12 protein-coding genes are annotated in these 13,762 nt (G+C 38.8%); all 12 read left to right on the top strand.

Annotation, left to right across the window (positions count from 1 at the left end; translation table 11 throughout):
* The first annotated feature begins 36 nt into the window (after positions 1 to 36).
* The 12 genes from AA980_RS24565 (at position 37) to AA980_RS24505 (ending at position 13,754) form a co-directional block, all read left to right on the top strand.
* Positions 37 to 375 (top strand): YrdB family protein, encoded by a 339-nt coding sequence (locus AA980_RS24565; RefSeq protein WP_024030380.1) that lies wholly within the window; start codon positions 37 to 39, stop codon positions 373 to 375.
* Positions 376 to 528: 153 nt separating this feature from the next.
* Entirely contained in the window at positions 529 to 1,290 is a 762-nt protein-coding gene (locus AA980_RS24560) for a threonine/serine exporter family protein (protein WP_024030381.1), read from the top strand.
* A gap of 17 nt (positions 1,291 to 1,307) precedes the next feature.
* Positions 1,308 to 1,748, top strand: a complete 441-nt coding sequence (locus AA980_RS24555; RefSeq protein WP_024030382.1) for a threonine/serine exporter family protein — start codon at positions 1,308 to 1,310, stop codon at positions 1,746 to 1,748.
* A 386-nt stretch (positions 1,749 to 2,134) separates the two neighbouring features.
* Entirely contained in the window at positions 2,135 to 2,899 is a 765-nt protein-coding gene (locus AA980_RS24545; protein ID WP_024026498.1) for a C39 family peptidase, read from the top strand.
* A gap of 513 nt (positions 2,900 to 3,412) precedes the next feature.
* Positions 3,413 to 4,231 carry a DODA-type extradiol aromatic ring-opening family dioxygenase gene (locus AA980_RS24540; RefSeq protein WP_024026499.1) on the top strand — a complete coding sequence of 273 codons (819 nt, stop codon included), beginning with the start codon at positions 3,413 to 3,415 and terminating at the stop codon, positions 4,229 to 4,231.
* A 153-nt stretch (positions 4,232 to 4,384) separates the two neighbouring features.
* Positions 4,385 to 5,656: an ATP-binding protein gene (locus tag AA980_RS24535; protein WP_024026500.1), complete on the top strand. Its 1,272-nt coding sequence runs from the start codon at positions 4,385 to 4,387 to the stop codon at positions 5,654 to 5,656.
* A gap of 182 nt (positions 5,657 to 5,838) precedes the next feature.
* The gene (locus AA980_RS24530; RefSeq protein WP_024026501.1) at positions 5,839 to 7,092 is read left to right on the top strand and encodes an ATP-binding protein; all 1,254 of its coding nucleotides are present in this window, start codon (positions 5,839 to 5,841) and stop codon (positions 7,090 to 7,092) included.
* Between the two features lie 213 nt (positions 7,093 to 7,305).
* Positions 7,306 to 8,466 (top strand): HD-GYP domain-containing protein, encoded by a 1,161-nt coding sequence (locus tag AA980_RS24525; protein ID WP_024026502.1) that lies wholly within the window; start codon positions 7,306 to 7,308, stop codon positions 8,464 to 8,466.
* A gap of 136 nt (positions 8,467 to 8,602) precedes the next feature.
* Positions 8,603 to 9,781, top strand: a complete 1,179-nt coding sequence (locus AA980_RS24520) for a hypothetical protein (RefSeq protein ID WP_024026503.1) — start codon at positions 8,603 to 8,605, stop codon at positions 9,779 to 9,781.
* A gap of 153 nt (positions 9,782 to 9,934) precedes the next feature.
* Complete coding sequence (locus AA980_RS24515) at positions 9,935 to 11,017, top strand: hypothetical protein (RefSeq protein WP_024026504.1); 1,083 nt, start codon at positions 9,935 to 9,937, stop codon at positions 11,015 to 11,017.
* Positions 11,004 to 13,193 carry a molybdopterin oxidoreductase family protein gene (locus AA980_RS24510; RefSeq protein WP_024026505.1) on the top strand — a complete coding sequence of 730 codons (2,190 nt, stop codon included), beginning with the start codon at positions 11,004 to 11,006 and terminating at the stop codon, positions 13,191 to 13,193. Before AA980_RS24515 ends, AA980_RS24510 begins: the two co-directional genes overlap by 14 nt.
* Positions 13,194 to 13,754 (top strand): 4Fe-4S dicluster domain-containing protein, encoded by a 561-nt coding sequence (locus tag AA980_RS24505; RefSeq protein WP_024026506.1) that lies wholly within the window; start codon positions 13,194 to 13,196, stop codon positions 13,752 to 13,754.
* Positions 13,755 to 13,762 lie beyond the last annotated feature (8 nt).

Here is a 13,762-nt window from a genome sequence, read left to right as displayed (position 1 = left end):
AAGATAGACATTGTTATATTAGAAGGGCGTGGACGAATGGAAGGATTAAAAGTAATTAACCTGGGAGTGCGTTTTCTTTTAGAAATCTTAGTTTTGGTCATTTTAGGGTATTGGGGTTTTCGGGTTTCACAGGGAACCATCATGAAAATAATAGTAGGAATCGGGTCCCCTCTGCTAGTAGCTGTCATTTGGGGAATGTTCGGTGCTCCAAAGGCAACGTACGTGCTAAGTGGACTCCCTTTTCTTTTATTTGAAATTGTTATATTTGGTTTACCCGTTGCAGCCTTGGTTTTTATCGAAAAACAATCGCTTGCCTATATTTACGGGTTCATTGTAATAATTAATCTTGTATTAATGAAAATTTGGCATCAGTAAACCAAAAAACTGTTTATACTCAGAGGATGAAAGCTGTTTTGTTATCACCAGGTGCATTAGGATCTTTGCTCATGGCTATATCTTGTGCATTGCTTCAAACCATTGTTTTGATTTAAACTAAGAAGCAAATGTAGGAATAATGGGTGAGATATAATGGGAAACCAAGTTGAACAAACATACGATATCATGGAGGTCTGTCTGCTTGCTGGGAAAATTATGCTCCAGAGCGGCGCGGAGACCTATCGGGTGGAGGATACGATGATGCGGATTGCCTCCTCCTTTGGGATTGTAAAAACACATAGTTATGTAACCCCAACCGGGATTATTTTTTCAGCGGAGGGGGATGAGCCGACAAAGACTAAGCTGATTAGAATTTCGGAGCGCTCTACGGATCTGAAAAAGGTGGCTTTGGTTAATAGTATTTCGCGAAATATCAGTAGCGGTACAATTAATCGAAAACAGGCATTAGAGCAATTGAATGAGATTGATTCCATGGACCTTTCCTTTCCCCTGGGAACTCAAGTGGCCGCCGCAACTTTAGCCAGCGGCTGTTTCATGATAATGTTTAAAGGCGGCTGGAATGACTTTATTCCCGCGATGATTTCCGGTGGATTAGGGTATCTTAGCTTTGTCTGCTTCCACCGCTTTATCCCAATCAAGTTTTTCTCGGAATTTTTGGCTTCCTTCGTCATTGGATTGCTGTCGTTTATTTTTGTGAAAATGGGTGTAGGCCATCAATTAGATAAAATTATCATTGGTTCGGTGATGACGTTGGTACCTGGTCTTTTAGTGACGAACGCCATCAGGGATTTAATGGCTGGACATTTAGTTTCAGGGTTGTCAAAAGGAGCAGAGGCTTTCCTGACGGCCTTTGCCATTGGGGCGGGAATTGCCGTTGTCGTTTCATTTTTATGAGGGTGAGGTTAGAAATAGTGGCGATTCTTGCACAGTTAATCACGAGTTTTATTGCTACAGGGTCCTTTGGGATTGTTTTTAATGCGCCGAAGGAAACCTTGGTGAAATGCGGGCTGATTGGCATGGGCGGCTGGCTAGTTTATTATCTTCTTGAAGGCTATACAAATAATGCTGTGCTCGCCACATTGGCAGCCACTGTATTTATCGCAGTCCTCAGTCAGGAGCTAGCAAAGTTTTATAAAACACCTGTAATTATTTTTAGTGTAGCCGGCATTATTCCGTTAGTGCCGGGCGGCCTTGCTTATGATGCCATGAGGAATTTTGTTGAGAACGATTATAATACGGCGCTTGGCTTAGCGGCAAAAGTACTTATGATTGCCGGATCAATTGCCTTCGGGCTAGTCTTTTCCGAAGTAATCAATCAAGTGATTCGAAAGCTTACTCCAAAAAAAAGCTGAGAAATTCCCTTTTAGCGAAAAAGCTAAAGGGGTTTTTTCTTTAGGCTGTGCTAAAGAACAATGTTGATTTTGAGCACAATGTTGATTGGAGTGGAGGGCGCGAGACTCCTGCGGGAGCAGCGGGACAGGTGAGACCCCGCAGGCGCTTTAGCGCCGAGGAGGCTCACCGCCCGCCCCGCGGAAAGCGAAGCGCCTGGAACGGAAATCAACATTCACTTTTAAACAGGTCTTGCTTAAAGAAAATCTTTAGAAAAGATGAATAGAATGTATTTGGAAATATATTTCCTTTATCCTTTTAGTATTATTTGATATGGTTATATAGTAGCATATTTCGATAGTCGTAATTTATAGATAAAATTATCTTATGAGGAATGGTATAAAATTCTATGAAAAAATTGCTAATCATCATTATTATTATTATTGTCATATCATTTATTAGTACGAAAACGATAATTGCTGTGAAATCCAAGTCCAAATCCACCCAATCGGCAATCGCCTCTCTGAAAGAGGCTGCTCAATTAAAAATGCGTGAAGTAAATATTCTGCAGAAGGAAGTTCCCAGTTTACCAGATAGTATCCTTCTCGATGTTCCGTTATTAAATCAAATGGATAAACCCAAGCTCTACAACGGGTGTGAAGTTACCAGTTTGGCCATGATTCTTAACTATCATGGTATAAAAGTGACAAAGAATGAATTAGCTGATAAAATCAAAACAGTCCCGTTAACTTACAGTAATGGCAAGAAGGGGAATCCAAATGCTGGCTTTGTCGGGGATATGGCACATGGACCAGGTCTAGGTGTATACAATGGTCCGGTATTAGAACTGGCAAAGAAATATGTTGGGGATAAAGCAGTCAATTTAACGAATAAACCGTTCGACGATTTATTAAATGAAGTGGGTCAAGGGCTTCCTGTGTGGATCATTACAACATCCAGCTTCTCACCTGTCTCTGTCTTTCAAACGTGGGATACACCGCAGGGGAAAATTGATATTACATTTAGTGAACATAGTGTCGCAATTACCGGCTACGATGAAAATTATATTTACATAAACGATCCTTATGGAGAGAAAAATAAGAAAATAAACAAAGACAGTTTTATCAAAGCTTGGGAGCAAATGGGCAAACAAGCAATTGTGATTAAAAAATAAAAATGCCCTGAAATGGGCGAAGGCAGAGGAATAATGATCCCTCTGCCTTCTTAGCTTTTGATTCAATTTTTTTGAATCCTTATCGTAACTTGTGATTGGTTGTAATGTTAATGTCCAGCGCCTAACTAAGTTGCTTGCGCTTTTCTTAATCGCCATCGCAAGGTAAAAACTTATATATTGTAATTGTTATAAAAACAAGTTTGCCGCGGTTATTCTTCCACCTGATGGTTTTATACCTAAACGACGTAAGCCCTACCTCTCTTACATCCTAACGGCTCCGAAGCCGATCCAGTGTGAATAAGTTTTTATTTTAAACATAAGCAGAATGCCAGAAAAAATTCTTACATTGCGTTATCTCATTAATTACAAGTTACTTTATTTGTAAAGCACAAATACTAATATTACAGGATAATTGTAGTTTTGTCAACATTTTTTAATTCTATTTGTAAAAAGAAGGATTTCTCATCCATTTCTCTAATTACCTTATATAAAAGAAAAAAGGTGGAACTTTATATGAACCCATTTGTATTTGCTTGTATGGCGCCGCATGGAGGGGAAATTATTCCGGAACTACAAGGTGTATACCCTGAAAGAATGTCTGTGACACGTGAAAGTATGAAAATGTTAACGACTTTCATGTCTAAGGAGAATCCGGATTGTCTCATCATTCTTACACCGCATGGAACAAGAATCCATGGTCAATTTGCGATAACGGATTCAGAAAGAATGGCTGGGACCGTTGAAGAAAATCAGGCGTCTTATGCAATGGAAAGACTGGTAGACAGAGAACTAGCTAGGATGATTAACAAATGTGCACTAGAAGAGGGAATTCCCTCTGCCACGATTAATTTTGGAACTGTTGCTGGTCCAATTTCTTGCCTGCCACTCGATTGGGGCGTAATTGTTCCGCTAAGGTTTATGCCAGATGTGCCAATTGTCGTCATTAACCCGGCAAGAGAACTTTCTTTTGATCAGCATTTGGAATTTGGAAAGGCACTTGGAAAAGCTGTCAAACAATCACAAAAGCGCGTTGGTCTCATTGCCAGCTGTGATTGGGCCCATGCCCATGACGAGGATGGACCATACGGCTTCGACCCGGCGGCCAAGGCTTTCGATGAACAAGTAGTAGATTTAATTAAAACTAATCAATTAGAAAAAATGGCGCAATTTGAAGAAGGATTTATTGAGGCAGCAAAGCCGGATGGAATTTGGCAGACGTTAATTCTTGCCGGGGCAATCCCTGCTGAAGAACGCCATGTCGAATTTCTATCCTACGAAGCGCCAACCTACTTTGGCTTAATTTGTGCGGCCTATTATTCCAAAAGAAAATAGCTATTTTTACAAAACGCAGGTCAGTACGATGACTTTCTATTTTTTATGTGAAAATAAAGTAAATTTTATGAAAGTTTTTTTGAGTTGAAGGAAAATAGGGGACTTTTGTCGTATTGTTTATCTATCTATTTGGTTATTCCTGGGGGAATTGCAATGTTGGCAGAAAAACTTCTTTTGAATGTATTAATTACATTAGCACCCGTTCTGCTTTATAGCATTCTTATGGATGATAAGCAAAAAGTTAATTCTCGCTTGATGTTTGGGCTGGCACAAGGTGCTGCCGCGGTTTCGTGTATGCTTTTTTCCTATTCAAATTACGGTTTCCATTGGGACCTGCGTTATGTTCCTCTTATTATCTCGATCCTTTATGCAGGTCCGGCAGTGGGCGGAATCGTTTTTTGCATGATTTTTGGAGCGCGTGTTATCATTGGCGGTGACACAGTAGTTTTTGGATTAGTGAATATCTTTTTAATCGCGCTTGTATCCTTTCTCTTGAGGAGGAAATTTTTGGATTTTACCGCAAAAAAAAGAGTTCTTATCGCAACGGGTATTGGCGGCTGGTCGATAATCCTTTGCTATTTATCCTTTATCTTTTACCGCTATTTTAACGGAGGTTTCTTTAAATTAGATTTTAATATTCCTGACGTCCTCCTTGTCGGTCTGATTGAAACGCTGGCTATTGTCTTAGGAGCTAAGCTGAATGAGGGGATAATCGATAGGAAAAGGATGAAAGAAGAGATTCAGCGGGCAGAAAAGCTGAATACACTTGGAGAGCTCGCCGCTTCGATTGCCCATGAAGTCCGCAATCCATTGACGGTCGTAAAAGGGTTTCTTCAGATGATGCAGCAACAGGAGGAAGGAAAGAATTACGAATATCTTTCCCTTGTTTTAAGTGAATTAGGTCGCGCGGAATCGATTATTAGTGACTATTTGAATTTTGCCAAACCTAAATTTGAAAAAATAGAAACATTTAAATTAAAAGAAGTGCTCTTAGAAGTAGTTATGCTATTGGAGCCGCTTGCAGTAAAGCAAGGGGTAGAGCTGAAAAGTGAATTGGACGCATCTGAATTCTCGCTAGTTACCGATCGGAATCAGTTAAAACAAGCCTTAGTTAACTTAATAAAAAATGGGATTGAAGCCACTCCAGATGGTGGGATAGTAACTATTCATTCAAAGATTGACAATAATCAGGCGGCTATTCAAATCTCTGATACAGGCAAGGGGATGACGAAGGAACAAATAGCGCGGATTGGCACCTTATTTTATACGACTAAAGATAAAGGAACAGGGCTTGGTACATCAGTTTCCTTAAGAATTATCGAAACCATGAAGGGGAAGGTGTCTTACCAGAGTGAACCTGGATTAGGTACAGAAGTTACCATGGTCCTACCGGTAAGTAAAAAAGAAGAATTATTGATAGGTTAAGCTAACCATTTTGATAAGTGGTTAGCTTTTTTTGGGTTTTTTATCGAAATATGTCGAAAATCACATTTTTTTCGTTTTTTTTGTCATTATTTATGAGGAAAGATGATAAGATAGTAGGAGAAAATACTATTTAATATTTTCAGAAAACTTGTCGGGGAAACTCGGCCAAGGGAGCTACTAACATGAAAGAAAGCAATAATAGTCCTAAATTGATATATGAAGAGAAAAAGGCAATAAAACTATTCTTGTGGTTGTTTTATATCTTTTTTATTACCTACGATATATTTTGGTATGCTATTTTACCAAGATATACAGGGTATGGGGGTTCGAAATTTCCAGACGGTGGACTGGGATTATGGCTTTATGTATTGATTTTAGGCTTTCTGCCTGTATCTATTAATTTTATTAAAAAGGGTAATCCGTACGTAGTTAAATATTTTTATCTTTTAGGCTATGTTATCCTCGATGTAATAGATACTTTTATAAAGTATTTTGGAACTAAGGATGTTTTTGCTTCAGGAAATGCAGTTGAACTTTTATTTGTGTTTTTTTCTCCTATATTTGTAAATAAAAAGTATTTCTGGACTGTTGCATGTGGAATTATTGGGAAGTATATTCTTTTAGGCGTCGCACTCAAAAATGGAGGTGTTTTACCACCTATAGTTATAACAATAATAATATCTGCGATTGCATCCATTATTCTTATCCGATTTTATTCGTATATAAATTCCTTAACTTCGGCCCATGAAGATCTCCGCCAAAAAGAAAAGCTAGCTGTTATCGGTCAAATGGCTACAGCGATTGGCCATGAAATTCGTAACCCCTTGTCATCATTAAAGGGATTTACTCAGCTGCAGCAAGAACGGGATCCAAATAGTAACGAGTATTATCCAATTATGATTCAGGAAATTGACCGGATTAATTCCATTGTTAACGATCTGATGTACCTTGGGAAACCGAAGGAAATCAAATTTGAAAAGGCTAGTATTGAAGAAATTATTGCCTATACGTTATCGATTACGCAGCAACAAGCTGAACGACAAGGGGTAACAGTGGAAACGATAATGGCCGGACCGCTGCCGCCTATCGACTGTGATGAGAAACAACTAAAGCAAGTGTTTATTAACTTAATCAAGAATGCGATTGAATCTATGCCTAATGGGGGAGAGATAAGGGTCCATGTAAAGGTTCATGAGCAGAAAAAAATGCTCATCGTTATCCAAGATGAAGGTTCCGGAATTGAGGATGAAGACATTCTTAACCTAGGAGCACCTTTTTATACAACGAAAAAAGATGGTACTGGATTAGGTCTAATGGTGACGAATCAAATTATTCAAGATCACCATGGAAAGTTGAAAATAGAAAGCGAGATTGGTAAAGGAACGAAGGTTAATGTAACTTTACCTATAAAGCAGGGAAATTATTCAAAAAAATAGTTCTATATTTATACAAAATTCTTCAAGATAATATCTATCATGGGTACAACGAATGATATATAATGGAGAAGAATATGGAATTATAATAGATTTTGTAAGCAATAATTGATATGCTTATTACGAAAAATTCGAAATTGTGATAAAATTACTTAAACCTTATATTCCGACCAAACAAGACATAAGGCAATTGTAATGAAGGACTTGGAGGATTATATGATACCACACGAAGAAAAGCGAACGGTTAAATGGTTTCTATTATTTTCATATATTATTTTGTTTGGATATGATTTTTTTAGTTATTACCTTTTTCCGAATTTCATAGCACATAAGGATATTGTCCCGCCAAGGTTTTTGTATTTAACCTATATTATTGTATTGTTATTAATTCCAATCGTCTATTATTTAAATAAAGTTAAAAAGCAATTTTGGATAAAATATGTATTTTCTATTACCTACATAATAACCACTTTTGCTGTTGAACTCTTAACTTTTTCTAGAAAAGATGACTACACATATAGTGGAAATATAGTAGAAGTATTTTTGATTTTATCCCTACCTCTTTTCATTAATAAAAGATATTTTTGGATTGTGAGTGTAGGTATCACTGCAAAATATCTATTATTAGGCATTATTTTAGATTCTTCCTATGTGATAATTGCTATTATTTTAATTACAGTTCTATCTATTATGTCATTCTTTTTATTAGTTCGTTTTCAAGGTTATGTTCATGCAATTAGTACTTCGTATGATAATCAATTGCAGGGTATTGTAAAAGGGGTAATTGCGACACTAGAACTAAAAGATCCATATACAAGAGGACATAGTGAACGCGTAGCCAGCTATGCTTTGTTATTTGCTCAAAAAATTGGTGGTTTTTCGAAAGAGGACCTAAAATCCTTTTATTATGCCTGCTTACTACATGATATAGGCAAAGTTCATATTCCTGATTCAATATTAATGAAACCCGGGAAGCTAACGAAGGAAGAATTTGAGATTATTAAATTGCATCCTGGTGTCGGTGCTGAAGCCGTTAAGAATGTTGAGGGGATAAAGGATTGTATCTGTGTTATTCGTTCTCATCATGAGCGGTGGGATGGTAAAGGGTATCCTGATCAATTAAATGGGGAAGAAATTCCTTTACTTGCAAGAGTGACCTCTATTGCAGATGCTTTTGATGCGATGACTTCTTCACGGTCTTACCGTGCAGCAATGCCGGTTGAAGAGGCTTATCAGCGAATTATTGAAGGTAAGGGTTCCCAATTCGATCCAATGTTAGTGGAGGAATTCAAAAAGGTTTTCCCTATTTGGATTGAATTTCATAAAAAATATCAGTGGACGAAGCAATGGGAATTACCAAAGGAGGTGGAGTTATGAAAATCCGCAAACTTAAGAAAATAAAAACGACGTGTTGGTGGTGTCCTTTCATACCTGGATACAAACCATGAGAAAAAGGGATGCTAGCAAAGGCTAGCATCCTTCTTTAATACAATTGATAGGTAGGGTGTAAATAATGAGCATTACCTTCGATTCATGTCTTTCTTTAAAACCAGTTGATATTCGTAAGGAAAAAAAACATTACATCGTTGAAGACAAGACTTCTGGAGAGTTCTTCGAGATGCCCGAGGTGTGTATCGATGCCATCAATTTTATTAACAATGGCAAAACGTTAGGGGATATTGAACAACTGCTTAAAGAGAAATATCCTAATGAAGAAGTTAATCTGATTGATTTTGCCGGACAGCTTCTTGAACTGCAACTCATTGCTGAAGTAGATGGCGTAATAATTGATAAAAAGATACTAAAAATAGATAGACTCGGTTTTTTATGGCTTTCACCACAAATAGGGAAAATCTTTTTTAATAAGATTTCACTTTTTCTTTATGCGATCCTGTTCATAACTAATGTTTGTCTTTTCATCGCCCAACCGGTCTTATTTCCCCATTACCAGGATTTATTTATCTTTGATTTAATGGTTCTCAATATCCCAGCATGGATGCTTTTGACTTTTATTCTTGTCTTAATCCATGAATTCGGCCATATTTTAGCTATGAGGGCGCAAAATTTGCCGACTAAGTTAGAGGTCAGTCATCGTTTATTCCTAGTTGTCCTTGAAACTGATATGTCCACAGTATGGAAACTGCCTTCAGGAAATCGCAATGTTTTATTTCTTGCCGGGCTTTGTTTTGATACAGTAATCCTGACGATTGCGTTAATTAGTCAGCTAATCTTCGCAAACGGGCCAGCGATTTTCCTGAGTATCATGCATGTCGTGGTTTTAGACACATTTATTCGCATGGTGTACCAATGCTGCGTCTATATGAAGACTGATTTATATTATGTTTTTGAAAATGTGTCCGGATGTTATAACTTGATGGAAAATGCACAGCAACAGTTAAGGAAATGGCTCCCGTTTCAACAATCAGCTTCAAATGGTGAAGTTGTTTTTGCTGAAGAAAGAAGAGTTGTAACAGTCTATTCTATTTTCTATTTCATTGGTGTATTTGTGACCCTTGGTTTATTTGTGATTTATTATATCCCACAACTATTGTTTGCCTGGAAAAAGGTCTTGCCCGGTTTTGCGGCCGGTCCGGCTTCACTTCCGTTCTGGGACGCTATGCTTTTCACCTTGCAAATATTAATTGGAATAGGGCTTCTTCTCTACGCATTGCGGAAAAAAAATGCCCGTTGATTGGGTTTGTGTCAGAACTTTGTCTAAAAATGAATATCTCAGGGTTTTTTCCCCCGATGATAGGGGAGTTCCCCGATATAGATAGCACTTCTGTTTTTCTTACAATAAGGGTAAGAAAACGGAAGTGTTATTTTTTCTAAGGGGGAGCATGAAATGCAGGCGAATACTTCAACAACTAAAAAAACGGAAAGCTCAGTCAATGATGCCTTTGCTTCACATTTTGCGAAATCAATGTTTCTATCGATCGTCGGACTACTGATCTTAACTTTTATCGGCACAAGAATGTTCACCCACGTCGACTTGAATTTATACGGATATATGGTCGGAACCATCGTATTTATCGGAGGATTCTTCTACCGCTTTATTGCTTGGGGTGAAAGGCCGCCGACCAAACTTTTTATAAAAAAAGGCTTAAAGTTGCTGTTTAGAAAAAGCACACCGAAAACGGCAGTAAATCATTTAGCAATTTTCGATTTCATCCGCAATCGCGGCGTTTACCGCTGGGTTCAGCATATCTTAATCGGCTGGGGCTGCGTCCTTGCCTGCCTAGTTACCTTTCCTCTCGTGTTTAGCTGGATGTATTTTACGATGGAAGACAATGGCTATTATACGATTGTGTTATTCGGAATGAACATCATGAACGTAAAAGCTGATGGAATCATTGCTTGGTTATCCTACAATGCCCTAAACATTGCAGCCATCATGGTTACCGCTGGTGTATGCATGGCGTTATACCGCCGCTTGAAAAATATGCAGGCAAGAGCAGAGCAAAAGTTTATCTATGATTTCTTGCCGCTTTACCTATTATTATTTATTTCGATAACTGGACTACTGTTAACTGTCCAAAACGTTTTTCTACATGGCTGGATGCAGCCACAAATGTCGCTGATCCACCAATTTTCCGTTATTGTAACGTTAATCTATCTGCCATTCGGAAAGCTGGCCCACATTCCTTTCCGTCCAGTGAGCGTTTTTGCAAGAAACTACCGTGAACATTATGGGGAACAACATATGAAAGAGTGTAAAGTGTGTGGCGATCAGTTTGTATCGGTTGAACAATCAAATGATGTCATTCAAGTGTTAGGCGTAAATGAAATTGATTTCAATATGAATGACGGTTTTAATCTTGCTGAACTATGCCTGCCATGCCGCAGGAAATATCGAATTGCGAAATTCTCAGGTTTCGCAACGCATCAAGTGAAGGTCAAGGAGGCAAACCAGAATGCAAATGGATAATTTTAGAAATGAACGAGATCAATATTTTAAAGAAGTCGACAACTTAAACCATCCAAATGAAACATTAGTCAAGACGCATTGCAGCTATTGCGCGATGCAGTGTGGGATGAACTTAAGGGTAAATACAAAAACAAACAAGATCGTTGGGGTTGAGCCTCGATATGATTGGCCAGTAACTTTAGGAAAGATGTGCCCGAAAGGAGTTACGGCTTACCAGCAAGTAAACAATAAAGATCGTTTATTAAAACCATTAATTCGGGACGATCAATCATTAAAAGGAACGAAAAATGGCTTCCGTGAAGCAAGCTGGGATGAAGCATACGATCTTATAGTGAAAAAATTCACCGAACTGCAAGAGAACTATGGAAAAGATTCACTCTCGGTGTATAGCGGTGTTTCTATGACAAATGAAAAGTGTTATTTAACCGGAAAATTTGCTCGTGTCGGACTTCAAACACGCTATATTGATTATAATGGCCGTTTCTGTATGGCTAGTGCTGCAGGTGGTTTAAATCGTTCATTGGGTATTGATAGAGGTTCAACAATTCCTTGGACGGATGTGCAGGATACCGATTGTATATTTCTGGCCGGCAGTAATACCGCTGAATGTCATCCGACGATGATGTTCCGGGTTTGGGCAATTCAAGAACGGGGCGGCTATGTGATTGTTGCAGATCCACGGGAAACACCGGTTGCTAGAAGAGCAGATCTTCATCTTGATTTAAGACCAGGTACAGACCTTGCACTAGCCAATGGAATCGTCAATTTATTAATCGAAAATGGCCATATTGACGCAGAGTTTATCAAAAATCATACAAATGGCTTTGAAGACACAAAAGAACTTGTTAAACAATTCACACCGGAATATACAAGCGCAATAACAGGTGTGGCACCTGAGAAAATTATTCGCGCGGCTGAAATTTACGGTAAAGCTCCAAACGCAATTGTCATGTTTGCCAGAGGGATTGAGCAACAAATTAAAGGGGTAGATAATGTTTCTGGCTATACGAATATGGCACTTGTAACCGGGAAAATTGGTCGTGCCAAATCAGGTGTTGCAACCATTACAGGACAAGGAAATGGCCAAGGTGGACGTGAACATGGGCAAAAAGCAGATGCATTGCCTGGCTATCGAAAAATTGCCAATCCTGATCACGTAAAATATGTTTCAAAGGTGTGGGGCATTGAACCGGAAGAAATGCCTAAAGAGGGTGTTTCCGCTTTTGAAATGTTTGGGTTGATGAAACAAAAAACTATTCGTGCTTTATACCTATTATGTTCAAATCCTGCCGTTTCTGCACCAGATCAAAATTATGTTCGGGAACAGATGAAAAACTTGGACTTCATGGTATGCGTTGACTTTTACCTATCAGAATCTGCTGAATTTGCTGATGTCGTGTTACCTACAACAACTTGGGCAGAGGATGAAGGGACAACAACAAATGTTGAAGGTCGGATCATTAAGATTAATCAGGCACAAATGCCGGTAGGCGAATCAAAGCCAGACTGGAAGATTCAAGTAGAACTTACCGAGCTAATGGGCCGTGGTAAATATTTTTCTCACTTAAAAACCCCTGAAGACATATTTAATGAACTTCGGGTTGCTTCTAAGGGCGGCACAGCTGATTACTATGGCGTTACATGGGAAAAAATCGACAAGCAAGATGGCGTGTTCTGGCCATGTAAAGATGAAGATGATCCTGGAACACCACGTTTATTTTTAGATAAAAAGTTCAATCATCCAGATGGAAGAGCTAAAATTTTTGCCTTGCCTTACAGACCTTCCGCAGAAGAACCGGATGAAGAATACCCATTGCGATTAACAACAGGACGTGTTGTCTACCATTATTTATCAGGGAATCAGACGAGAAGAATTCAATTCCTTCGTGATATGTGTCCGGATCCATTTGTTGAAGTACATCCAGAAACAGCAGCAAAATACAATATTGATCACGAAGAACTTGTCCGTCTCTATACACGTAGAGGAGAAACAACCTATAAAGTGAAAATCACAGAGGCCATTCGGAAGGATACCTTGTTTGTTCCGTATCACTGGGGCCATGAAAAATCTATTAATCTATTGACAATAGGTGAGCTTGATCCAATCTCAAGAATGCCGGAATTCAAGGCATGTGCCGCGCAGATTGAAAAACTGAAAATAAAGAAGGTGCAGTAAATGAAGAAGAGGCTATATTTAGAACTTGAAAACTGTATAGGGTGCCGCTCTTGTTTAGCGGCTTGTACACAGTGCGGAGGGCATGAAGAGCGTAACCGTAACTATGTGTACGACGTGAACCCGCTTGTTAATCGTCAAACGATGCCTCTTATGTGCCTTCACTGCGTGAATCCGGCATGTGCGAGAAGCTGTCCGGCTCAGGCAATTCAAATTCACGAAACAGGAGCAGTCCTTTCCGCTCTTGTAGAAAAATGTATTGGCTGCCAAAACTGTACGATTGCCTGCCCGTATGGTATACCAAAGTTTGATACAGAACAAAATCTCATGTATAAGTGTGATTTATGTATCGACCGGTCAAAGGATGGCATTCCGCCGATGTGTGCTAGTGTATGTCCTACAAACACGTTACAATGGTTAACAGATGAAGAAATTGAAGCGAAGCAAAAGCAATTTAATTTAGATAATGGTAAATGGGTCACAAGCATGCCTTATTTAGAAGGCGAAACGAATGTAAAAGTGAATCTCCCTGGGATCCTTCAGGGTGTCACTAAACTGTTTTAGGGGGGATT

The sequence above is a fragment of the Neobacillus vireti genome (assembly GCF_001026695.1).
Lineage (GTDB): Bacteria > Bacillota > Bacilli > Bacillales > Cytobacillaceae > Neobacillus > Neobacillus vireti.
This window is presented reverse-complemented; position numbering and strand designations above follow the sequence as displayed.

Bases quoted from the DNA above. Each gene is read 5' to 3' on its own strand.
- AA980_RS24565 (WP_024030380.1), top strand. From the start codon at position 37: ATGGAAGGATTAAAAGTAATTAACCTGGGAGTGCGTTTTCTTTTAGAA.
- AA980_RS24560 (WP_024030381.1), top strand. From the start codon at position 529: ATGGGAAACCAAGTTGAACAAACATACGATATCATGGAGGTCTGTCTG.
- AA980_RS24545 (WP_024026498.1), top strand. From the start codon at position 2,135: ATGAAAAAATTGCTAATCATCATTATTATTATTATTGTCATATCATTT.
- AA980_RS24540 (WP_024026499.1), top strand. From the start codon at position 3,413: ATGAACCCATTTGTATTTGCTTGTATGGCGCCGCATGGAGGGGAAATT.
- AA980_RS24535 (WP_024026500.1), top strand. From the start codon at position 4,385: ATGTTGGCAGAAAAACTTCTTTTGAATGTATTAATTACATTAGCACCC.
- AA980_RS24530 (WP_024026501.1), top strand. From the start codon at position 5,839: ATGAAAGAAAGCAATAATAGTCCTAAATTGATATATGAAGAGAAAAAG.
- AA980_RS24525 (WP_024026502.1), top strand. From the start codon at position 7,306: ATGATACCACACGAAGAAAAGCGAACGGTTAAATGGTTTCTATTATTT.
- AA980_RS24520 (WP_024026503.1), top strand. From the start codon at position 8,603: ATGAGCATTACCTTCGATTCATGTCTTTCTTTAAAACCAGTTGATATT.
- AA980_RS24515 (WP_024026504.1), top strand. From the start codon at position 9,935: ATGCAGGCGAATACTTCAACAACTAAAAAAACGGAAAGCTCAGTCAAT.
- AA980_RS24510 (WP_024026505.1), top strand. From the start codon at position 11,004: ATGCAAATGGATAATTTTAGAAATGAACGAGATCAATATTTTAAAGAA.
- AA980_RS24505 (WP_024026506.1), top strand. From the start codon at position 13,194: ATGAAGAAGAGGCTATATTTAGAACTTGAAAACTGTATAGGGTGCCGC.